21 protein-coding genes are annotated in these 24,277 nt (G+C 36.3%); 5 read left to right on the top strand and 16 right to left on the bottom strand.

Annotated elements, in window-relative coordinates; translation table 11 throughout:
* Positions 1-52 precede the first annotated feature (52 nt).
* The 12 genes from speA to nusB all read right to left on the bottom strand — a co-directional run bounded on the left by speA (position 53) and on the right by nusB (position 10,832).
* Complete coding sequence (gene speA, locus HMPREF9456_RS15350; RefSeq protein ID WP_006844480.1) at positions 53-1,945, bottom strand: biosynthetic arginine decarboxylase; 1,893 nt, start codon at positions 1,943-1,945, stop codon at positions 53-55.
* A gap of 23 nt (positions 1,946-1,968) precedes the next feature.
* Complete coding sequence (locus tag HMPREF9456_RS15345; RefSeq protein ID WP_006844479.1) at positions 1,969-2,436, bottom strand: GyrI-like domain-containing protein; 468 nt, start codon at positions 2,434-2,436, stop codon at positions 1,969-1,971.
* A gap of 2 nt (positions 2,437-2,438) precedes the next feature.
* Positions 2,439-2,948 (bottom strand): flavin reductase, encoded by a 510-nt coding sequence (locus HMPREF9456_RS15340; protein WP_006844478.1) that lies wholly within the window; start codon positions 2,946-2,948, stop codon positions 2,439-2,441.
* Between the two features lie 121 nt (positions 2,949-3,069).
* On the bottom strand, positions 3,070-4,857 hold the full coding sequence (gene lepA / locus HMPREF9456_RS15335) for a translation elongation factor 4 (protein ID WP_006844477.1): 1,788 nt from the start codon (positions 4,855-4,857) through the stop codon (positions 3,070-3,072).
* Between the two features lie 243 nt (positions 4,858-5,100).
* The gene (locus HMPREF9456_RS15330) at positions 5,101-5,361 is read right to left on the bottom strand and encodes a hypothetical protein (RefSeq protein ID WP_006844476.1); all 261 of its coding nucleotides are present in this window, start codon (positions 5,359-5,361) and stop codon (positions 5,101-5,103) included.
* A 110-nt stretch (positions 5,362-5,471) separates the two neighbouring features.
* Entirely contained in the window at positions 5,472-6,257 is a 786-nt protein-coding gene (locus HMPREF9456_RS15325; RefSeq protein WP_006844475.1) for a metal ABC transporter ATP-binding protein, read from the bottom strand.
* Between the two features lie 3 nt (positions 6,258-6,260).
* On the bottom strand, positions 6,261-7,157 hold the full coding sequence (locus tag HMPREF9456_RS15320) for a metal ABC transporter solute-binding protein, Zn/Mn family (RefSeq protein WP_006844474.1): 897 nt from the start codon (positions 7,155-7,157) through the stop codon (positions 6,261-6,263).
* A gap of 19 nt (positions 7,158-7,176) precedes the next feature.
* Positions 7,177-7,827 carry a carbonic anhydrase gene (locus tag HMPREF9456_RS15315; protein ID WP_006844473.1) on the bottom strand — a complete coding sequence of 217 codons (651 nt, stop codon included), beginning with the start codon at positions 7,825-7,827 and terminating at the stop codon, positions 7,177-7,179.
* Entirely contained in the window at positions 7,828-8,418 is a 591-nt protein-coding gene (coaE, locus tag HMPREF9456_RS15310; RefSeq protein ID WP_006844472.1) for a dephospho-CoA kinase, read from the bottom strand.
* 8 nt (positions 8,419-8,426) lie between these two features.
* Positions 8,427-9,413, bottom strand: coding sequence for a YbbR-like domain-containing protein (locus HMPREF9456_RS15305; RefSeq protein ID WP_006844471.1), 987 nt, complete (start codon positions 9,411-9,413; stop codon positions 8,427-8,429).
* Between the two features lie 34 nt (positions 9,414-9,447).
* Entirely contained in the window at positions 9,448-9,786 is a 339-nt protein-coding gene (gene yajC / locus HMPREF9456_RS15300) for a preprotein translocase subunit YajC (protein ID WP_006844470.1), read from the bottom strand.
* Between the two features lie 119 nt (positions 9,787-9,905).
* The gene (gene nusB, locus HMPREF9456_RS15295; RefSeq protein WP_006844469.1) at positions 9,906-10,832 is read right to left on the bottom strand and encodes a transcription antitermination factor NusB; all 927 of its coding nucleotides are present in this window, start codon (positions 10,830-10,832) and stop codon (positions 9,906-9,908) included.
* A gap of 207 nt (positions 10,833-11,039) precedes the next feature.
* Here nusB and cmk point away from each other — a divergent pair, with 207 nt between their 5' ends.
* The 3 genes from cmk to pfkA all read left to right on the top strand — a co-directional run bounded on the left by cmk (position 11,040) and on the right by pfkA (position 13,688).
* Positions 11,040-11,732 carry a (d)CMP kinase gene (gene cmk / locus HMPREF9456_RS15290; protein WP_006844468.1) on the top strand — a complete coding sequence of 231 codons (693 nt, stop codon included), beginning with the start codon at positions 11,040-11,042 and terminating at the stop codon, positions 11,730-11,732.
* Positions 11,733-12,608, top strand: a complete 876-nt coding sequence (locus tag HMPREF9456_RS15285) for a 4-hydroxy-3-methylbut-2-enyl diphosphate reductase (protein ID WP_006844467.1) — start codon at positions 11,733-11,735, stop codon at positions 12,606-12,608.
* A 99-nt stretch (positions 12,609-12,707) separates the two neighbouring features.
* Complete coding sequence (gene pfkA, locus HMPREF9456_RS15280; RefSeq protein ID WP_006844466.1) at positions 12,708-13,688, top strand: 6-phosphofructokinase; 981 nt, start codon at positions 12,708-12,710, stop codon at positions 13,686-13,688.
* A 98-nt stretch (positions 13,689-13,786) separates the two neighbouring features.
* On the opposite strand, the gene HMPREF9456_RS15275 is transcribed toward pfkA, so the two are convergent.
* On the bottom strand, positions 13,787-14,719 hold the full coding sequence (locus HMPREF9456_RS15275) for a cation diffusion facilitator family transporter (RefSeq protein ID WP_006844465.1): 933 nt from the start codon (positions 14,717-14,719) through the stop codon (positions 13,787-13,789).
* Between the two features lie 95 nt (positions 14,720-14,814).
* Positions 14,815-16,653 carry a transcription termination factor Rho gene (gene rho / locus HMPREF9456_RS15270; protein ID WP_006844464.1) on the bottom strand — a complete coding sequence of 613 codons (1,839 nt, stop codon included), beginning with the start codon at positions 16,651-16,653 and terminating at the stop codon, positions 14,815-14,817.
* A 498-nt stretch (positions 16,654-17,151) separates the two neighbouring features.
* On the opposite strand from rho, the gene HMPREF9456_RS15265 reads away from it, so the two are divergent.
* A complete protein-coding gene (locus HMPREF9456_RS15265) occupies positions 17,152-18,819 on the top strand; it encodes a formate--tetrahydrofolate ligase (protein WP_006844463.1) in 1,668 nt (555 codons plus the stop codon).
* A gap of 81 nt (positions 18,820-18,900) precedes the next feature.
* Here HMPREF9456_RS15265 and HMPREF9456_RS15260 read toward each other — a convergent pair whose 3' ends face one another.
* Positions 18,901-21,114: a glycoside hydrolase family 3 C-terminal domain-containing protein gene (locus HMPREF9456_RS15260; RefSeq protein ID WP_006844462.1), complete on the bottom strand. Its 2,214-nt coding sequence runs from the start codon at positions 21,112-21,114 to the stop codon at positions 18,901-18,903.
* 82 nt (positions 21,115-21,196) lie between these two features.
* Positions 21,197-22,930, bottom strand: a complete 1,734-nt coding sequence (locus HMPREF9456_RS15255; RefSeq protein ID WP_006844461.1) for a hypothetical protein — start codon at positions 22,928-22,930, stop codon at positions 21,197-21,199.
* A 244-nt stretch (positions 22,931-23,174) separates the two neighbouring features.
* Between HMPREF9456_RS15255 and HMPREF9456_RS15250 the strand changes: the two genes are divergently transcribed.
* Positions 23,175-24,233 carry a class I fructose-bisphosphate aldolase gene (locus HMPREF9456_RS15250; protein ID WP_006844460.1) on the top strand — a complete coding sequence of 353 codons (1,059 nt, stop codon included), beginning with the start codon at positions 23,175-23,177 and terminating at the stop codon, positions 24,231-24,233.
* Positions 24,234-24,277: the final 44 nt, after the last annotated feature.

Below are 24,277 nucleotides of genomic sequence, written 5' to 3'. Positions count from 1 at the left end.
CTCTTTACACATTTGCATAAAGAGGATCTGATTATATTAGCTTATACTTTAATTACTCAAGGTAAGTATATCCATAAAGACCTGAACGATAGTTTGAGAGAAACTCTTTTCCTTCTTCTACTGTTATTGTCCCTTGTTTAACACTTGATGTAACCCATGTCTCAACTGTACGGACAAGCTTTTTCGCATTGTATTGAGCATAGTCTAATACTTCTGCAACAGTTTCACCATCTATCATTTGCTCTATCTTATATCCGTCTTTATCAACTGATATATGAACTGCATTTGTATCTCCAAACAGGTTATGAAGGTCGCCCAATATTTCCTGATAAGCACCCACAAGGAATACTCCGAGGTAATATGATTCGTTCTTCTTCATGCTATGTACCGGCAAGTATGATGACTGATTACCGTTAGAGATAAAGTTATCTATCTTTCCGTCAGAGTCACAAGTTACATCCTGCAGTGTTGCTGTTCTATCCGGCTTTTCGTCCAATCTATGAATTGGTATAATTGGGAAAATCTGGTCAATAGCCCAAGAGTCCGGCAACGACTGAAATAAGGAGAAATTACAGAAATATTTATCCGGTAATAATTTTGATAATTGTTTCAACTCTTCAGGAGCATGTTTTGCTCTGCCTGCAATTTGGAATATTTCACGGGCAATAGAGAAGTAAAGACGCTCTACCTGCGCTCTCGTTTTCAATGTTAGCATTCCCAAACTAAATAAGTCGAGTGCCTCTTCACGAATCTGTTGTGCGTCGTGCCAAGCTTCTAACATACGCGACTGGCTAAGATCGTCCCATATTTGATAAAGCTCCTTAACGAGCTCATGGTCGTCTTCTGACAAATCTTTATCTTCGTCCCACTCGGGTAAAGTAGCTGTTTCCAACACTTCAAATACCAAAATAGAGTGGTGTGCCGTGAGCGATCGTCCCGATTCTGTTATAATATTAGGGTGCGGAATGCCATTCTTATCGGCTGCATCTACCATTGTAGCGATAGAGTCATTCACATACTCTTGTATCGAGTAGTTTACACTACTTTCGTTATAAGATGAACGTGTACCATCGTAGTCAACACCTAGTCCTCCACCAATATCAACAAACTCTACCTTAAAGCCCATTGCATGTAACTGTACATAGAATTGAGCGGCTTCACGTAATGCTGTTTTTATGCGGCGAATTTTAGTAATCTGACTTCCAATATGAAAATGGATAAGGCGTAATGACTCTTGCATATTTGCTTTTTCAAGATATGCCAAAGCTTCTAACAGTTCACTTGAGTTCAATCCGAATTTACTTCCATCACCACCAGACTCTTCCCATTTACCACTGCCGGAACTAGCCAGCTTGATACGTATACCGATATTAGGCGTTATCTTTAGTCTTTTAGCTATTTTGGCAATTAGGGGGATCTCATTTAATTTTTCAACTACAATGAATATATGCTTGCCCATCTTTTGTGCCAATAAAGCTAACTCAATATAACTTTCGTCCTTATATCCATTACAGATTATAAGCGAGTCTGAATCGGTATTGATTGCTATAACGGCATGAAGTTCCGGCTTAGAGCCGGCTTCCAATCCGATATTGAATTTTTTTCCGTGGCTGATAAGTTCTTCTACCACCGGGCGCATTTGATTTACCTTGATAGGGTATATTATATGGTTTTGCCCTTTGTATTCATATTCTTCGGCAGCCTGTTTAAAGCACGTGGAAATTTTTTCGATACGATTATCCAGAATATCCGGAAAACGAATCAATACAGGAGCTGACACATCGCGAAGCTGCAATTCGTCCATCAGTTCTTTTAAATCAACAGCCACCCCATCTTTTCGTGGAGTTACAACAACGTTACCTTTCTCATTAACAGAAAAGTAATTAATACCCCAGCCTGCGATGTTGTACAACTCAGCTGAGTCTTCGATGCGCCATTTTCTCATTCTTTGTGTAAAGTGAAATTTATTTAAATAGATAAATATGTTGTTATTTTAGCATTCTTAGGGTCTTTCGACTCCTCACCATAGATGTCGAAATCTGCTAAATAACGTCTTTTTATATTAGACTGCCAAATATGTGCCCAAGTTTTACCTATGGCATAAGGCAGTTCACCTTCCGAAAGGTACTTATAATATTTTGATTCTGGTATTTCTTTGAAAGTTAACCCTAAATTTGTAGGTATTCCTTCAATACTAGAAACTTTATAACCCAATACAGTCGTGTATTCTCCTGTATAGTCACTCTCATAATCAGTATAAATGCAATAAATATCATTAGATACCTTATTAGGCATCAGTTGCTGAATGTAAGCATTACGGAAAAAAACTTCCCATAGTTTTGCAATATCCTCTTGCGATTGATGATTCTGATTCGTAGTACGGACAGATATTCCAACAACCACAAACTTAGTCAGAGTGACTTCTTCACGATTCATCCTTATTTCCTCTTTAAGATATTTGTTACTTCTGCAATATACAAGTAATGAAAATCCTTTTCGGGATACCATCTTTCGATGATGTCTTTTTCAAGAAAAGCATCTTCTTGGATACGCTGGACAAAGAGCTTTTTGGCAAAAATAGCTGTTTCGGCTTCCATAAAATATGGTATATGTTTATCGAAGGCAATATTTAGTCCGGCTTTTGAGATTTTATCTTCATCACGCCCCGATACTTTACCTAAATAACTTAAGTCCTTTAAGTATTTTTTATCAAAGAAAGTAAGAGAGAAAGATTCAGTACTTTCTACAAACTCCCTTGTGTATCTTTGAGGACGTATAACAACAAATACTACTTCTTTGTTCCACATCACACCGTATCCTCCCCAACTTGCAGTCATTGTATTCACTGTTCCATCGGGCTTAGATGCAGTAACAAGCATCCATTTGTTTTTTAACCCGAATGAATCGGGCGTAAAATCTTTTATTTCTATTTTTTCAAAGGATGTCATAATTTCGCAAGTGTCAATATCGTTTTCAAGTAAAAAGTAACAAAAGTAACAGTTTTTAAACTATTTCTAGATGTCACTTTTTTATTTCTAAACTAATTCGAATGATCTGTATATAGATAATTTAATCCAGTTTCAATACTGCAAGGAAAGCTTTTTGAGGAACTTCTACGTTTCCTACCTGCTTCATGCGTTTTTTACCTTCTTTTTGTTTCTCGAGAAGTTTACGCTTACGAGAGATATCACCACCATAACATTTCGCCGTAACATCTTTACGTACGGCCTTGATCGTCTCACGGGCAATGATTTTAGCACCGATAGCAGCCTGTATTGCTATATCAAACTGCTGACGAGGGATCAGTTCTCTCAGTTTTTCACACATGCGACGACCGAAGTTTACGGCATTGTCAACATGTGTTAGTGTAGACAGAGCATCTACAGATTCACCGTTTAGTAGTATGTCCAATTTTACAAGCTTCGATTCACGATAGTCATGCATATGATAATCGAATGAAGCATATCCTTTCGAAATACTTTTCAGCTTATCGTAGAAATCGATGACAATCTCTCCTAACGGTATATCATATATAATCTCAACACGATCTCCTGAGATATATTCTTGTTTGATAAGGATACCTCGTTTGCCCAGACATAAAGTCATAATAGCCCCTATATAGGTGGTATTGGTGATTACCGAAGCACGTATATAGGGTTCTTCTATATAATCTATCAGAGTAGGGTCGGGGAGTCCTGCGGGGTTGTGAACTTCTTTCGTGTTCCCTTTCTTGTCGTGAACGATATAAGAAACATTTGGAACAGTTGTAATCACATCCATGTTGAATTCCCGGTCGAGGCGTTCCTGTATAATCTCCATATGTAAAAGGCCCAAGAATCCGCAACGGAAACCAAACCCTAAGGCAACAGATGATTCCGGCTGAAATGTAAGAGAGGCATCATTCAACTGAAGTTTCTCTAACGATGAGCGTAGGTCTTCAAAGTCTTCGCTATCGATAGGATAAACTCCGGCAAAAACCATTGGCTTTACTTCTTCGAAGCCATCAATAGCCTTGTCGCAGGCTCCTTTTACATGTGTGATAGTATCACCAACTTTTACTTCTTTCGAAGTTTTAATCCCTGAAATTATATAACCAACGTCGCCACACCTTACTTCATTACGCGGAGACATATCCAATTTTAGTACACCTACTTCGTCTGCTTCATACTCTTTCCCTGTTGCAAAGAATTTTACTAGATCACCTTTCTTTATTGTACCATTCACCACTTTATAATAAGCAATGATACCACGGAAAGAGTTAAAAACTGAATCGAAAATAAGTGCTTGTAACGGAGCTTCGGGATCTCCTTGTGGTTCCGGTATACGTTCTATAATTGAATCCAGTATGGTATAAACGCCTTCTCCTGTTTTACCACTGGCACGTATTATATCCTCTTTTTTTACACCTAACAGTTCTATAATCTGATCTTCAACTTCATCGGGCATAGCACTTGGAAGGTCTATCTTATTCAGAATAGGGATAATCTCAAGATCATGCTCGATTGCCATATACAGGTTTGATATTGTTTGTGCCTGTATCCCTTGTGCGGCATCTACTATTAATAATGCGCCTTCACATGCTGCTATAGAACGTGAAACTTCATACGAAAAGTCAACGTGTCCGGGAGTATCAATCAGATTAAGAATATATTTTTCGCCTTTATATACATATTCCATCTGTATGGCATGGCTTTTTATAGTGATGCCACGCTCACGTTCCAGATCCATGTTGTCAAGTACCTGAGCTTGCAAGTCTTTGCCTTCAACAGTCTTTGTATATTCTAAAAGCCTGTCAGCAAGGGTACTTTTACCATGATCAATATGAGCTATAATGCAAAAATTTCGTATTTTATCCATTCTGTAATAAATCTTCTTTTTGGTGTATCGATTTGAAGTAAATATACTACCCCAAATTAGGCTGCAAATATACAAAAAAGATATAAAATACAGGGCTATTCGCGAAACAGATTTGAGTGACTTTAAAGAAAGATTAAATCATAAGAAATAAATGCTGTATCATTCTTTATATAAAGTATGTCTATATGTAATAAAAATAGGATGCACCATTGATACATCCTATTTCTTTATTCTAATACAATTTTATTTCTCTGTTTCCTTATACCATTTATTTAGCTGCCCATTAACAAAAACAAAGTACCAGTGGTTTTTAAATTTATCTACGTATTCTAAAGTCTGGTCACCATTACTTCTTTGGTCGACAACTGAATATTTATCACCCATAAGTGAGACGATCTCTCGTTGTGTCATCCCCAGTTCTACTTGTTTAAGTTGTGTGTTGTAAACTGGTCCGCAAGCTGCAAGTGTAAATGCAACAAGGAATGCAAAAAATATCTTTTTCATAATATAATTGTTTTTATAACCTATTTAACGTTCTAAGCATGTGTTTAGTTCTCAAATATAGAGTAATATCAATTTATAGTCATTTTTGAAAAAAGAGAGATAAAGAGTTGCTAATCTTCTTTGCAACAGTCACAACCTTCATGTTTCTCTAAAACCCTGTGAGGAAAATCTCCATGTCCAATTATTTCGATAGGACAAGAATTGTATGATTTTTCAAGCCAGTCGGTCGAGATGTTCGTGCCTGAATGATAATGCAGTCCTTCGTTTACGCATGCTATATTCTTCACGAGTGAAATAACGGTTCCAACATCATGAGATACCAGTATGATAGCCGTATCCAGATTTATCTCTTCGAGCAATTTGTAGAAATTGCTTTCAAAACGTTTATCCACATAGGAATTAGGCTCATCGAGAACTAACAAATCGGGGTCATCGATAATCGCCCTTCCTAGTAATGTGCGTTGCAACTGCCCACCTGATAACGCACCTATCGAACGGTGTATAAGCTGTTCCAACCCCATTTTTTCGGCTACGACATGAACCTTTTCTTTTTGTTCCTTTGTATAAGAAGAGAAAATACCTTTTTTTACGGTTAATCCAGACAAGATAACATCATATACAGATATTGGGAATTTTTTATCAATCTGATTGATCTGAGGCAGATAACCGATGTTTATTTTATCAACCTTTATATTATTCCTGTAAAAAGATATTTTACCCGAAGCCGGCTTAACCAACCCCATGAGAGTTTTGAGAAGAGTTGTTTTACCTCCTCCGTTTGGCCCGATAATACCGAGAAAATCATTCTTGGTAACTTCCAGATTGACATTCTTCAATACATAAGGATTGCCGTCGTATCCTACAGAAAGATCTTTTATCTCAAGAATTTTACTCATCAATTAATCTTCTAAAGCCATAGCTCTAGCTATTTTAATCATTTCTTCACTCCAGTTATAAGACAGCAGATTGATAGGTACTGCTTTTCCGCCAGTAGCTTCGGCTACAGTTTCTGCATTCTTTGTATCAAATTCCTTTTGAATAAACACAACCTTTATACCTTCAGCTTTTGCTTTATCTATCAGTTCTTTCAACTGTGCAGGAGAAGGATTCTTCCCTTCATGTTCAATAGAATACTGTGTTAGTCCATATTCTTGGGCAAAATAGCTAAGCGCAGGATGGTAAATAATAAAAGCTTTGCTTGGTGCTTTTTTCAGATACGATTTTATTATGCTATCGGTCTTGTCTATTTCGGAGAGAAGTTTATCGTAATTAGCTTTGTAATCAGCTTCATTTGCCTTGTCTATTTCGATAAGCCCTTTATACATATTTCCTGCAATTATTTTAGCTGAAACGACAGAACTCCATGTATGAGGATCACCTCCTACATGTCCATGATGATTATGATCATGCCCTTCGTGATGATTGTGGTCTTCACAGGTTGATTCTATGCCATCCGAACAATCAATTACTTTAAACGCAGGATTACTTGCCGCAACTTTATTTATCAGAGAGTTCTCTATACCAAGATAACCCACCTTGAAGTAAGCTGTGCTTTTGTCAAGATTCATCATCTGTGAAGGAGTAAAGTCTGCACTTTCCGGATTCATTCCGGGAGAAATAATGCATTCTACTTTGAAGTGATTGCCAACAAGAGCCTCTAAAAAATACCTCTGCGGCTCTATTGTAACCATCAGTAATTTAGATTCTTCTGTCTTTGTTGAAGATTTACAGCCTTGTAATAGAACAAGTGTAAGTATCCCCAAACATAAAGCTATATATGTATGTCTAAGTTTCATTATTTAGTATAATCTTATTTTACTTTTCCTTCGTTAGGTCGTATATTTTGCGAATATGATCAAGCTCCTTCTTGAAGTCAATGTTCAGGTCTATCAAAGTACCATCGTTAAGATCATACACCCAACCTGCTACACGTGGGTATCCTGATTCTAGATATGATTTTTGGACCTCTGCTGTTTTTATAACATTCAGACACTGTTCGTAGACATTAAGTTCCACCAAGCGATTGTAGCGATCCTTCATATCAGGAATAGCATCGAGCTCTTTTTCATGCAAACGATATACATCTCGCACATTTCGTAACCATGGATTCAAAATACCTAAATCTTTTGGTTGCATAGCTGCTTTTATTCCACCACAATTATAGTGACCGCAAACAATGATATATTTTACATTTAAATATTCTACAGCATAGTTAATGACAGATAATACATTTAAGTCATTATTTACAACCATATTAGCTATGTTGCGATGAACGAACACTTCTCCCGGTTGCAAACCCATTATTTCATTTGCATGTACACGGCTATCGGAACATCCGATGTATAAATACTCAGGATTTTGTTCTTTTACAAGATGAGCAAAGAAATCCGGGTTTTCCTTATTCTTCTTTTCAACCCATTTTTTGTTCTCTGCAAAAATTTTCTGATATGATTCTTGTATTTGCATCTAGTTTTTTGAGGTTTTAAGTTCTTGTATTATATTCGTTACCTGTTCGATCAATGATTTTGTGTTATCATTAACAATTACAAAGTCAGAAAGTTTAGCTTTTTCTTCATCCGACATCTGATTTTGTATGCGTTCCATCACCTTTTCTTTAGAGAGGTTGTCTCGTAACATTGTTCGCTCGATTCTTATGTCTAAAGGCGTGTATACCATTAACACTTTATCCATCATGTGGTTAAATCCGGATTCAAAGAGGATCGCTGCTTCATGTGCTACAATATCACATTGTGCATGTTTTTTTACCCATTCAATAAAATCACGTTCGACTTCGGGATGAATGATTGCATTCACTGTTTCCAGTTTTTTCTTATCATTAAAAATATGAGAAGCGAGCAATGGTTTATTTAATACTCCTTCACTATATAGTTCTTCACCAAATAGATTGATTAGTTTTTCTCTGATTGTAGGAGATGTAGCAACTAGCCTTTTACTTTCTACATCAGCAATGTAGACTGGCACACCACTAAGTGAAAATATTTGAGAGACAGTTGATTTTCCACTGCCTATGCCACCGGTTATACCTAGTTTGATCATAATTGTTATTATTGTTCGAGAACAAACTCTACCTCTGAAGGTACAGGCGTCATTGTACGTATATAATCAGGACTATCGGTTATACGTACTGGTATAGTTGCATCTTTCAGCTCTTTTATATCGTTGTAGTCTATGGTAACTTCAAAGTTACTACTGGTTATATTATCAGGCCTTCTTTTTCCTACAAAAAATTCAATCTTGACAGCAGAAGGGAATAGTTTTATTTCCAGGTTGCTAGGTAAATTGATGCAGGTAATAGGCACTTCCACTTCCTTTTTTATAAACTCATCGATTGGAATATTCAATTCTATTTCACTCGGAACATATTTGACTCCTAGTATAGGCTTCATCTTTATTTTTACCTTCTTTGCCGACTTGATACTCCTTAATGTATCTGATTCTGTATAGGCAAAGAAAATGGTATCTAATGAAGCTTTACTGCCGTATACCATTACAGAATCCGGCTGAGTTATCAAGTCTCCGTCGAGCATATAACCGGCATCGAGACTTACACTACCGTTAAAAATAACGGGTAGCTTTTTGCTTCGCAATAATGCATAGGAATATGATACCCGAGTAGGAGAGTAGCTTATTAGTTCGGATGTAACGAAAAGCTTTGAACGTATTAATTGCTCAAAGTTACGTCCTTGAATAACTTTGTCAGGTGAATTTTTGATAACCTCTCTGACGTCAACCACCAACGAGTCTTTACGCTTGGTGAGGTAGTATCGAAATAGAGTAGCACCGTCATCTTTGATTCGGGCATAAACCATTGTTGGCAATTCATTCTCAAAGACTATACTATCCGGCTCATTTATGTATTTTACAGGTATAGCAAGGGTAGCCTCGTATTTTTGGCGATACACTTGCATCATCCAGAAAATAAAAGATAAAAGCACAAAAAACATGAAGGTCAAAATCTTTTTCCACCGAATTGTCTTGAAAAAAGCTTTGACCTTTTGTGCAAATATTTCCTTATCGTAAGTATCGCTCATAAGCTATACCCGGATATTTACCGTAATAAAAAAATTATTGTTTCTTAGTATCTTCGGCTGAAACATATACAGAAGATTTTTCAATCTTAATTTTTACTCCCTCTGCTATTTCAAGAATAAAATATGTATCACCCACTTCTTTCACTTTTCCGTGAACACCTCCGGCTGTAACAACTTTGTCACCTACCTTAATGGCGTTTCTTGCTTCTTGTAGAGCTTTTTGTTTCTTTTGCTGTGGTCTGATCATAAAGAAGTACATGATTCCGAAGAGCAGCACCATCATAATAATCATGCCGGTACTTCCGCCTAATAAACCTCCGGCAGGAGAAGCTCCACCATCTGCAGCTTGTAACAATACATTTAATAAAGTCATAATTGTTCTTTAATATTGATTTATATTATTCTTACTTCAGTTACTTTTCTTGAATAAGTTTTTACAAATATAAGTGAATATTTTGAAATAGGCTTTATGCGAAAATATGATAAATACTATTATTTCTTAATTATCTTTTTTTCTTCTTTCAGCTCTTTTACAATCGCATCCAAAATTCCATTTATAAAAGAAGCACTTTTTATAGTACTATATGACTTCGCTATATCTATATATTCATTTAATGAAACGCTAATAGGAATAGATGGGAATTCGATGATTTCAGCTATTGCGATCTGCATTATAACCATATCCATCAGAGCAATACGTTCCGACTCCCAATTCTTAGTGTATTTATCAATCAGCTCTCTATATTCTTTTCCGTTGAATAAGGACTCTCTCAATAATTTTACTGCAAATTCTTTATCGGTTTCATCCTTAAACATAGGAAGCAGCTCTTGTTCTGTTCCTTTGTTTTCATCAAAGCGTTTAATTGTTTTTAGAACAAAAGACTGGATAATTTCGATATCGTCGTTCCAGTAAAGACTTTCGTCCTCAAGGATAGAATACAAATCTTCAGTCGTGCATATAATTTGCTTGAAAACTTTACGCCAAAACTCACGATCGTCAGTATATTCTTGAGATTGATTTTCTATATATTCTTTATATATGTCAGAGTTTAAGATATTATCCAATAGGTTGCGGATAAAGGCATCATGTTCTGCCCATGAGAAAGGCCTATCGTTCAGGTATTTTATCAGTTCTGTGTTTTGACTGAGTTGAGATATGAATTTGTTATTCAATAACTTTATGTTTGGACTCATATCTTCTTTGGTGGGCAATAGCTTTGATTTGCGACTATCTACTCTCTGAGCATAAGTATTAGTCAACTCTACCATCAACGATAACAGATAAAAGTACAAATCATATGATTTTTGTAGGCTAAGCATCAATTCGCTTTCTGCCTTTCTCAAATCTGTGGTTTCACTATGACTGCATGAAAACAGTATTTGAACAACCCTGATACGAATAAGAACGCGATTTATCATTTATATATAAAAATGTTTCAGGCTGCAAAAATACACATTTTTTTGTAATACAATAGTTTTTTTCGGCAACATCTTTCTCGTTATAAAACGAAGGAGGATTTAGAATGAAAAATTAGAATTATCTTTGCCGCATCTTTATTAGGAATATAATTTATAACGAATCAACATAAACATTTATATCGCTTAGATGTTTAATAGAAGTAAGTAATGAAAAAAATAGTTATCGCAATAGATGGTTTTTCATCGAATGGTAAGAGTACTATGGCCAAAAGTTTGGCAAGGGAGATTGGGTATATCTATATAGATAGTGGAGCCATGTATAGGGCTGTAACATTATATTGCATAGAACATAACCTCTTTAATGGCGAAGCACTGGATGAAGAAAAATTGCGTAACGAAATAGAAAATATAAAGATACAGTTTCACTTAAATAAAGATACAGGAACTCCTGAGACATATCTGAATGGACAGAATGTTGAAGTTCAGATACGCAGTATGGAGGTATCGTCAAAAGTAAGTATTGTTAGCGCAATTCCTTTTGTTCGTCATGCAATGGTAGCTCTCCAACAAGAAATGGGTAAGGCTAAAGGAATTGTAATGGATGGAAGAGATATCGGAACTGTTGTTTTCCCTGATGCCGAGATGAAAGTTTTTGTGACAGCAAAAGCTGAAATTAGGGCACAGAGGCGCTTTGATGAATTGCAGTCGAAGGGTGATACGAAAACGACATACGAAGAAGTGCTGGAAAATTTAAGAACCAGAGACCATATGGATCAGACGCGGGCAGAAAGCCCTTTAATCCAAGCGGATGATGCCATTCTTCTGGATAATTCATATATGACCATTGACGATCAGATGCAATGGTTGGTACAAAAGTTCAAACAAATAACTACAAATTAAATGAGTAATATAGAAATAGATGCTAAGTCAGGTTTTTGCTTTGGGGTAGTTAATGCCATAAAGAAAGCAGAAGAAGAATTGGCCAAAGGAGGTATGCTTTATTGTTTAGGTGATATCGTGCATAATAACCTAGAGGTAGACAGATTGGAGAAACTTGGAATGAAGACTATTAATCATGAAGAGTTTGCAAAACTAAAAAATGCCAGAGTTTTACTTAGGGCTCATGGCGAGCCACCTTCAACCTATCAAACGGCGAAAGAAAACAATATCGAGATCATAGATGCCTCATGTCCTGTTGTTTTACGTCTTCAGAAAAAGATACACGACAAATATGACAGTGAAAGAGATAACAATACACAAATTGTTATTTATGGTAAAAACGGTCATGCCGAAGTGAATGGGCTACTCGGACAAACTGAATCGAGTGCTATTGTTATTGAGAAGAAAGAAGATCTCGAAAAACTCGATTTTTCTAAAAATATTTGTTTATTCTCTCAGACAACAAAACCGCTGGATGGATTTCAAGAGATAATTGATATTATTCAAGGCAGAATGACGGGAGATGCTAAATTTGAATTTTTTGATACTATTTGCCGTCAAGTATCAAACCGTATCCCTAACATCAAAGAATTTGCTCTGAATAACGACATCATATTCTTTGTAGCAGGAGAGAAGAGTTCAAATGGAAAGGTCTTATTTGCTGAGTGTAAAAAATATAATCCGAACTCGTATTTTATCACTACTCCATCAGATATAAACCCTGATTTAGTAAGCAAAACAGCCTCAATAGGTATTTGTGGTGCAACTTCTACTCCAAAATGGCAAATGGAGGAAGTAGAAGCAAAAATAGAGGAAATAAGATCGGTGTTAATTTAACCAAATTGACATATTGAGATTAGCCTTATCAGTAAATTTATTCTTATTTTTGTAATTCATTTTGAAAAAGGGACTTTAAGAATAAATATAAATAACATTATGGCTAACATTAAGTGTATTGGTATCCTTACTTCCGGAGGCGATGCTCCGGGTATGAATGCAGCTATTCGTGCAGTAACTCGTTCAGCTATCTATAACGGAATAGAAGTTAAAGGTGTTATGCGTGGTTATAAGGGATTGGTATTTGATGAAATTATACCTTTCAAAACAAATAGTGTAAGTAATATTATACAGCAAGGAGGTACAATTCTTAAAACAGCTCGTTGTAAAGAATTTGAAACAACAGAAGGTCGACAGACAGCATACGAAACACTTCAACGCGAGAATATTGACGCTTTGGTTGTTATAGGTGGAGATGGTTCACTTACTGGAGCCCGTATTTTTGCACAAGAATATAATTTTCCTATAGTTGGCCTACCGGGAACTATTGATAATGACTTGCAAGGTACAGACTTAACGATTGGTTATGATACAGCGTTGAATACAATCATGCAAGCTGTAGATAAAATTCGCGATACAGCCAGTTCGCACGAACGTTTATTCTTTATTGAGGTGATGGGGCGTGAATGCGGTATTCTTGCACTCAATGGAGCGATTGCCTCCGGAGCAGAAGCTGCTATTATCCCCGAGAGATCAATGCAACAAGACCAATTAGCCGATTTGATATCTAATGGATTTCGTAAAAGTAAAAACAGTAGCCTGGTTCTTGTTACAGAGGGTGATATCACCGGTGGAGCAATGATGATGGCCGAACGTGTGAAAAAAGAATTTCCTCAGTACGATGTACGAGTAACTATTCTTGGACATGTGCAACGTGGAGGTTCTCCTACTGCCAACGATCGTATACTAGCGAGTCGAATGGGAGCTTCTGCAATCGATGCTCTACTTGATGGACAACGCAATGTAATGATTGGTATTCAGAATGATGTGATTGTATATGTTCCATTTTCCAAAGCGATCAAAAAGAATAAACCAATTCAGCCGGATTTAGTAGAAACATTGAAAGTACTTTCAATTTAGAAAGAGAATAAAATACATAGATACTAAATGAAAAACGACGAAATCATTATCTGATTTTGTCGTTTTTTATTTGATTATATTTCCCTTTGAAAAATACTTTAATTACAAGAGTCTTCAGACAAACAAATATTCTTCCCTTCTAACTGAATTGTGGCATGCTTAATCCCAAATTTTTCATGAATAGAGCGCTTAGCCTTATTTAGGATTAGGTCACGATCAGCATTTGGTTTTACTATTAGATGAACTGTTAATACCGAAAATTCGGAAGTTATCATCCATATATGTAAGTCATGTATATCTTCTATGCCTTGTATTGACTTCAATGCATTTACTACTTCATCAGAGTCTATCTCTGCCGGTTTAGCTTCCATCAATATGTTAACAGATTCTTTAAGAACGTGCCATCCACTATACAGAACTAATAGTGAAACAATCATACTTGCTATTGGGTCGGCTATATACCAGCCAAACAACATGATGAGTATTGCTGCAGCTATAGCTCCAACAGAACCTAACAAATCACCTATAACGTGCAGAAAAGCACTTCTGATGTTTAAGTTTTCTTTGGTCGAACCTTGTGAATGTAGGATATATGCGACAATTATATTAATAATAAGCCCAATGACTGAGATGACCATCATACCCGGGCCTATCACATGAGGCGGCTCCGAAAGACGATGTATAGCCTCTTTGAATATAAAAGCAGAAATTAGGACAAGGACAATGCCATTTAATAAAGCTGCTAGTATTTCAAAACGTTTATATCCATATGTTTTGGATGGGGTTGCTGCTCTTGATCCGAAAATAAGAGCACTTAAACTTAGTCCTAGTGCAACAGCATCACTTAACATATGTCCTGCATCGGATATTAAAGCCAAGCTATTCGTTAAATATCCTCCGATGAATTCAACAAACATGAATCCGGCTATCAGGAAGAAACTGATAGTTAAAGCTTTCTTATTGGCATTGTGTGCATGGCTATGTCCGCTATGTGAATGTTGGTGGTCGTTATGATTATGATCGTGTTTCATACGTTCTTATTTAGAATTATTTAAAATAAAAAAGCAAGGGTAAAGTTACTTCTTTTTCCCTTGCTTCTGTTATCTAGAATTATAATTCTTCTTATTTAGTCGTTCATTGAGATAAGGAATTCTTCATTATTTATTGTTTTTCGTAGTCTTCCATCAAGGAACTGCATTGCTTCTACAGAGTTCATATCAGATAAGAAGTTACGAAGAACCCACATTCTGCTTAGGGTGTCGTTGCTGAGTAACAAGTCGTCTCGACGAGTACTTGACGCAATAATATCCACTGCAGGGAAGATACGCTTGTTAGACAATTTACGATCGAGCTGAAGCTCCATGTTACCTGTACCTTTAAATTCTTCGAAGATAACATCATCCATTTTAGAGCCGGTCTCAGTTAGTGCTGTCGCAATGATTGTAAGAGATCCTCCATTTTCGATATTACGTGCTGCCCCGAAGAAACGTTTTGGCTTATGTAATGCATTTGCGTCAACCCCCCCGGTTAATACTTTTCCTGATGCCGGTTGCACAGTATTGTATGCACGAGCTAGACGAGTGATAGAATCCAATAGGATAACCACGTCATGTCCACACTCTACCATACGTTTTGCTTTATTCAATACTATTTCGGCTATCTTAACATGGCGATCTGCCGGTTCGTCAAATGTAGATGCTATAACTTCAGCATTTACACTGCGTTCCATATCGGTAACCTCCTCAGGGCGTTCATCAATCAGAAGAACGATCATGTACACTTCAGGATGGTTATCTGCAATCGCATTTGCTATATCTTTTAGCAATGTTGTTTTACCGGTCTTCGGTTGAGCAACAATCAAACCACGCTGTCCTTTACCAATCGGAGAGAATAGATCTACAACACGGCATGATAAATTGTCATTACGTCCTTTTGTAAGCTTGAATTTCTCATCCGGGAATAGTGGCTTCAAATGATCAAACGGAACACGGTCACGTACTTCATCCGGTGTGCGTCCATTGATTCTATCTACCTTAACCAATGGGAAGAATTTTTCAGACTCTTTGGGTGGACGTATTGGTCCTTCTACGATGTCTCCGGTTTTCAAGCCGAATAGACGTATCTGTGATTGGGATATATATATATCATCAGGAGATGACATGTAATTATAATCGGATGAACGAAGGAATCCGTACCCTTCCGACATAATCTCTAAAACACCTGTTGCTGACAATATTCCTTCAAAATCAAAAGATTTTTCTTGATTCTGATTATTTTGTTTTTGATTTTGTTGATTGTTTTGTTGCTGCGCCGGTTTATTTGTTTTAGCTGGTGCTTCAGTAATAATTTCCACAGCAGGAACCTCTGCATCAATTTCTAATGGAGAAAGAAGAGGTAATCCCGGAACAGGTTCTTCTGGCTGAGCTTCTCTTACCTTGTTGGAACGAAAAACCAGTTGAGTCGGCTTTACCGCTGTTGGCTGTTGTTTCACATTGCTAACAGGCTTAGCTTCCTTTTCTTTTTCTTCCACTTTCTTTACTACCTCTTTTTGTGGAGCCTTTTCTTTTTCTTCAATAACTGCTTTCGGTTCATTTTTCTTTTCCACAACAAGAGCCTCTTTAGGTGTTACTTTTACCTGAGGTTTTGGCTCTTCTTTTTTAGGGGAGGCATCAGCAGGTTTAGAGTCTTGTTCTGTTTTTTTCGCTTGCGGTTGGTTCTTTGGTTTTTCTTGTTTGTTCTTAGCTGCAGACTGGGACTTCCTTTGTTGTTGTTCTATCCGATCTTCACTTTGATAGCTCTCCGAATTTTTGTTTTTTGCTTCTAAGATAGCTTGTTCGTCAAGAATTTTATAGATTAACTCATCTTTCTTATAAGCATCGGGACGTCTTATCCCAAGCTCTTTTGCGATGGTTCTAAGTTCGATAGTGAGCTTCTCGTTAAGCTCAAGAATGTTGTATATACGCATGTATATCTATATTAAAATATTGATTTTTGAGAATTTTTAATAAATTAGAGTAAAGCCTTTTCTGTAAAACTTTATAATAATAACTTTAATGGAACTTAACTTTAGGGAGATAATAATTTAAGGTTATTATCTAAGATTTAAATAGTTAGTTTGTTGGCTGGCTATCTGTCGGGATGATATTCAACCCCTAATCTTTTTTGTTTACAAGAGAAAATAATTATTTTATTTTTTTTTGCTAGACAAAGATAGATTTGCAATAAACCTGTGCAAAGATAATAAAAGAAATCTATTTTACAACATCTATTCTGTTATTGTTTTTTCTATTTCCTTCATAATAAAGATAGATGAATTGGTCCTAAATAGTAGAATATGAACATATATGTGAGGACGGGTGTTAATTAGGGACTACAGTGTTGAAAAATCTTTATTGATTCTTTAATTTAAAGATTTATCTTTGCTCCCCGTAAAATTATTAATATCATTAAACCCAATAATAACATGATTACAGATATTGAGATTGCAAGAAATATAGAGTTAGAAAATATAAATATTATAGCCAAGAAGCTGGGAATATCTCAAGAGCAACTATATAATTATGGTAAATATATAGCTAAAATACCTGTATCTCTAATAAATGACCAGAAGGTAGCTAATAGTAATCTTATATTGGTTACAGCGATAACCCCCACTAAAGCAGGAATAGGGAAAACAACAACGTCTATTGGATTAGCTTTGGGTTTAAATAAAATAGGTAAAAAAACAGTTGTTGCATTAAGAGAGCCATCATTAGGCCCTTGCTTTGGAATGAAGGGCGGTGCTACCGGAGGAGGTCATGCTCAGGTTTTGCCGATGGAAGATATTAATCTGCATTTTACGGGCGATTTTCACGCAATAACATCTGCTCATAATATGATAACGGCCCTGCTTGATAACTATTTGTATAGAAGTAAGGGTACAAAAGGTTTTTTGAAGGAAATAACATGGAAGAGGGTATTGGATGTAAATGATAGGAGCTTAAGATATATCGTCACAGGACTAAACGGAACAACAAATGGCATTCCCACTGAGTCCGGATTTGAGATTACTCCGGCATCGGAAATAATGGCTATTCTATGTTTATCCAAAGATATTGAGGACCTAAAGCGAAGGATAGGAAATGTCATTCTGGGATATACCGTAGAAAATAATATTTTTACAGTTAATGATCTCGGAGTATCAGGTGCCATTGCTGTTTTATTGAAGAATGCTATAAATCCGAATTTGGTACAAACTACAGAACATTCTGCGGCAATTATACACGGTGGCCCTTTTGCGAATATAGCTCATGGTTGCAACTCTGTAATTGCTACCAAAATGGCAATGTCTCACGCTGATTATGTAATAACCGAGGCTGGCTTTGGTGCTGATCTGGGTGCTGAAAAGTTCTTTAATATCAAGTGTCGCAAGGCCGGTATAACACCTAAGCTTACAATAATCGTGATCACTACTCAAGCTTTGAAAATGCATGGAGGAGTAGCTTTGGAAGATATTAAGAAGAAAAATATTGATGGACTGCTGAAAGGTTTTGAAAACCTAAACAAGCATATCGAGAATATGAAATCTTTTGGGCAGACCGTTCTTGTATCTTTAAATAGATATGGTTTCGATTCTGATGAAGAAATCTCATTGATAGAGAAATGTTGTGATAAAATGGGTGTTGGGTTTGCCTTGAATGATTCTTATGTAAAAGGTGGCGAAGGAGCTATAGCATTAGCGAAGAAGGTTGTCGAGCAAATTGACTTAAATCCTTCCAGAAGTTTAACTTTTACATACGATGATGAAGATACTATTGACACTAAGATAGATAAAGTGGCAAAGAAAGTATATGGTGCAGCTTCTGTTGTATTTAGCAATAAAGCTAAAAGAAAGCTCGATACGATTAAGAAAATGGGTATAAGTCATTATCCGATCTGTATCGCAAAAACACAATATTCTTTCTCCGATGATGCCAGCCTCTACGGTACTCCCAAAGATTTTGAATTTACAATTAATGATATAGTGATTAACAATGGTGCTGAATTTATTGTCGCTATAGCCGGAGATATCATGCGCATGCCCGGGTTACCGGCAGAACCACAAGCAAAGCATATTGATATTGTAAATGGTATGATTGAAGGACTTAGTTGATAGAAATTTCATAATTTAAAATAAACCAAAAGCCTCTGAATATTTCTTCAGAGGCTTTTTTTATAGTCAATCTAATCAAACTTATTCTACAATAAAATCACTTCCTTTTATATCAAAATCTTTCTCAACGAGTGGAAGTTTTTCTGAATGGGTTGGGGTAGGAGAGCTTCCTCCTATAAATATCTTTCTTTTTCCCGCACTAACTTTTAATATGCCAGCATCATCTACTAAACCGAGCTCTCTTGGCGATAGGTTGAATTCTACAGTTTTAGATTCTCCAGCTTTGAGTGACACTCTATTGAAGCCTTTTAAAGCATATAAAGGTTTTTGCCCTTTCGTGTCAGGATAAGAAATATAAAGCTGTACAACCTCTTCTCCTTCTACTTTTCCTGTGTTCTTGATACTTACAGATACTTTAGCATTGTTTCCAGTATCTATTGTTGACGGTACTTGGATCGGTGAATATTCAAATTTAGTATAGCTTAGACCATATCCAAACGGATATAAAACTTCTCCGTTAAAGTATCGATATGTTCTGTTTTTCATTTCATATGAATTAAAGGCTGGCAAATCACTATCTTTTGCATAGAATGTAACAGGGAGTTTTCCTGAAGGATTATAGTCCCCAAAAAGTACATCGGCAATAGCTGTGCCCGCATCCTGACCTCCATACCATGCATTGACAATGGCTGGTATATTTTGCGATTCCCATTCTGTTGCAATTGCACTACCTGTCATCATCACAAATACTGTAGGGATTTTTTCAGCAACAAGGGCTTTCATAAAGTCTGTTTGTATTTTAGGTAGCTTGATAGAAGTTCTGTCACCTCCGGTAAAGCCTTCAATTTTAACAGGCATTTCTTCCCCTTCTAATTCAGGGGAAATTCCACCTACAAAGATAACGACATCTACATCCTTAAGACGTTTTACTAATGCGGAAACTTCTTCTTTACTGTTTGTTGAAGGAGTAACAAAGTCTATCCCTTTTTCATAAATAACTTCAGCCCCTTTCAATTTTTGTTTCACAGCTTCGTATGGCGTTACTATCTCCGTTGGGAAACCATTGTAATTACCCAAAACAGAAACTTCATTATTTGCGTTAGGTCCTACAACGGCTACTTTTTTTAGCTTTTTGCTTAGAGGTAATGTATTGTTCTCATTTTTTAGAAGTACAATAGATTCTCTTGTTATTTTCAAAGCTAAATCTTTATGTTTCTGAGATTCAAGGACAGATGTTGATATCTGAGAGTATTTAACATTTTCCGCAGGATCAAACATGCCTAATCTGAATCTTATCGTAAACAAGCGTTTAAGAGATATATCTATTTGTTTTTCTGTTATTATACCGGTCTTCACAGCATCTACGAGAGCCTTATAAGCTTCGTTTCCACAATCTATATCCGTTCCGTTATATACGGCGTCAGCTGCTGCATATTTAGCATCCGGATGCGTTTTGTGATGTTGGTAAAAATCGTCTATTGCACCACAATCCGATGTTACATATCCTGTGAAGTTCCATTTCTCGCGTAATATTTCTTGCATCAGAAAGTTGTTTCCACAGCAAGGTTCTCCATTATACGCATTGTATGCACACATCACTCCTGCTACTTTTGCTTCTACTACTAAATTCCGAAATGCAGGGAGATAAGTATCCCATAAATCATAGTCAGTAACAAATGTATTGAAAGTATGGCGTGTGTTTTCAGGACCACTATGCACTGCATAATGTTTGGCACACGCTGCAGCTTTCAGATATTTAGTATCGTCTCCTTGCAATCCGGCAACAAAAGATTTTCCTAATACCCCCGTTAAGAAAGGGTCTTCGCCATAAGTCTCTTGTCCTCGCCCCCAGCGAGGATCTCTAAATATGTTAATATTAGGAGTCCAATATGTTAATCCGTAATATATTTCTCTATTACCCTTTGATGTGGCATCGTTATATATAGCACGTCCCTCGTCTGATATAGCAGAAGCAACCTCTTTCATCAACTCTTTATTCCAAGCTGCGGCCATACCTATAGCCTGAGGGAATACTGTTACTTTATAATCTGTTCTGCCTATTCCATGAAGACATTCGTTCCACCAATTGTATGCCGGAATATTGAGCCGCTCTATTGCAGGTGTATTATTTAACATCTGGGCGACCTTCTCTTCTAATGTTAATTTTGACACTAAGTCGTTGACTCGTTCATCAATAGAGAGGTTGGTGTTTTGGAAGGGGTAATTTTGTCCAAGCAGTGAAAAACAGGATAAAACATAGATAGAAAGGATTAGCGTTAACTTCAGTTTTTTCATGATTACTTTTTGATTCTGAATTATAAAAATATACACAAAGCCTCTGAGAATGAGTCAAGAGGCTTTGTAAATATATAATTTATTATTCATTAATCAAAGAGAAAAGCTCTTCGGCTGCCTCACGTGGGCCATCTTTTGCTTTACCCTCAATTGCCAGAGATGTGTGTATCTCACCTATTTTTACTCCGGCTTCTTTCATATCACTAAAATATGAGCGTACAAGCTTCTCGGTTGCTTCTCGTTCTTGAACCGGTCCAAATGGGTTTGCAAAATAAGATTTTACAAGTCCTGTTTCTGTTGTTGTTCCTTTTGCTTTACGTGCCCCATCTTCAAATATTGGAATAGCCTTATCAAGATCGTCATATAGAAGGATTTTCTTTTCGGCCTCATTATAATTATTTGCATATAAGAAATAATCGATCGGATATCCTCTGGATATAATTTCATATGTCGATATCGGAATTGTAACACGAGCATTTACTCTATCCATATTGGTATAAACACCTCTATCTAATTGAGCGAAGGCATAAGCCGGATCGAGATCATCGACCCTTACAAACGCTCCAATCTCGGTTCCATATGCTTTAATAGTGCCATCTTCCTCTTTTTTAAGATATCCCATATCATCAAAAATGACACGCATATGACGGATATAACTTTCATTTAAAGTGCGGAATGCTTCAAGGCTTTCAGATTTTCCGGCACCGCTATCACCTACGATGATAATATTGGATTCTTTTCCGTTACGAAGAACAATATTAACCATAGCACCGTGTATAGGCAGTCTTTCATTTTCTATTTGCTTCACATTATGCAATGTAAGAAGCATTTTCTTCATATAACCGAAATAATCTATATCGTCGCAATAATTTGCATATCCAATCAGTATATCGTTCTTTTTATCTTTGTAATAGAATGTACGTTTCTCTTCATGGCCGTCAGGATAACCGAATATGTAGATCATATCTGGTTTTTTCCCTATATATTCGTTTTCTGTCGCTATTTCAAAAAGATTAGAGAGCCCTACACCATGTACCATAAAATCTTTATGGAAATAAACGAACGTCAGCATGTTACCCACTTTAGCCGGAAATACGAACCAGTCGTCTTCGTTTAAGACAAGATTTTCAATCGGATTTTGTTGATGCTCTTGGAAAATTCCATCACGCGTATTTCTCTTTGTATAAGAAATATATGGAGGATGAAATACCACCGTACTAATAAAAGGTATTGATGTTAACCCTTTATATTCTATCGGACAATTCCAGTTTACATCATTTAATGTAAGACCGGCATTCGCTCCGGCTGTAGATTGGCGAAAAATACGGGATTCCCTTCCTACAACTGTTGTTTGTATTCTACGCCCTGTTGATAATATGAGATCGTTAAACATATCATTGGCCTGAATAAAACGAACATTTTGCAGGCCTTCGCCCAGTCTGTTGTTTCTTACGATTGTATATCGTTCAAGTCTTTTCCAATATTCAAAAAGCAATTCTGTAACTTCAATAAACAAATCTTTATCTTCAAAGAATTTGGAATACTTATTGTCTACAGCCACAACTTCATCAATTTCAAATACTGTAAGCAGTTTAAATACTTCGATAAAAGCATCTACAAGATTATCTTCTGAGCCAAAATGTTCAATATAATAATCGAAAATAACAACCTCTTCTTTCTTCAGAAATTGTTTTATAAAAGAATCAACTACCCGTCGAAAACCATAGCTATTGAGAAGTTTTTGCTTTGTGTCGCAATATTTTAATGTAAAATTGATCATTGCTCTTCCTCTGGAAAGCGTAAATTCATGTAGCATAATGTTTTATATATGGTTAAATTAATACAAAAAGAGAGTGTTTCTTGATACGAAACAAACAAAGATAAAGATTTAATTTAAGTTTTTAGTTAATATGATAAGATAGATGTGGTTTATGTATGTTAAATAATCTTTTGATGTATTACACATGTACATGGTATTTTTAAACATATTCCCAATAGCATTGTTTTATATAATATAACATGAATGGTTTTTCATAACCTAAATACAAAACTTATATATTATGGCTAATACAAAAATTATAAACATTTTAGGCGATCAAAGTGAGTTTCTTCTTGGACATGTAAGCAAGACTGTTGACAAATCTCTTATACATGCTCCAAGTCCAAATGCTATCGATAACGTTTGGATCGATTCGGATCGTAATATCCCTACATTAAACAGTTTGCAAAGACTATTCAGTCATGGCAGGCTTGCTAATACGGGTTATTTGTCTATTTTGCCCGTAGATCAGGATATTGAACATACGGCAGGGGCTTCTTTTGCTCCAAATCCTATTTATTTTGATTCAGAAAATATAGTAAAACTTGCTATAGAATCGGGATGTAGTGCTGTGGCTTCTACCTATGGAGTATTAGGGTCAGTAGCCCGAAAATATGCGCATAAAATACCGTTTGTGGTAAAAATTAATCATAATGAACTGCTAACATACCCAAATACATACGACCAAGTGCTTTTTGGGACTATAAAAGAAGCATGGAATATGGGAGCTACAGCTGTAGGTGCGACAATATACTTTGGTTCGGAAGAAAGCCGCAGACAAATAGTAGATATTTCTAAAGCGTTTGAATATGCGCACGAATTGGGTATGGCAACCATACTTTGGTGCTATCTTAGAAATAGCTCTTTCAAGAAAGACGGTGTCGATTATCACAGTGCTGCAGATTTATCATCTCAGGCTAACCATATAGGTGTTACGATAAAAGCAGATATAGTTAAGCAAAAACTACCAACGAATAACGGTGGGTTCAAAGCTATTAACTTTGCGAAGTGGGACGAACGTATGTATACCGAATTATCTAGCGATCATCCTATCGATTTGTGTCGTTATCAAGTTATAAATGGCTACATGGGACGTGTTGGACTAATTAACTCCGGCGGAGAATCGCATGGGGCATCAGACCTTAAAGATGCAGTTTATACAGCAGTGGTTAATAAGCGAGCAGGCGGTATGGGCTTAATTTGTGGTCGTAAAGCTTTTCAGCGTCCAATGAAAGAAGGAGTTGAATTGATAAATACAATACAAGATGTATACTTGGATAAAGAAATAACTTTAGCGTGAGCTAAAATCTAGTGTTTTTATTATAGTTGCTAAGTAGCTCTTGT

This window comes from Dysgonomonas mossii DSM 22836, assembly GCF_000213575.1.
GTDB lineage: Bacteria > Bacteroidota > Bacteroidia > Bacteroidales > Dysgonomonadaceae > Dysgonomonas > Dysgonomonas mossii.
This window is presented reverse-complemented; position numbering and strand designations above follow the sequence as displayed.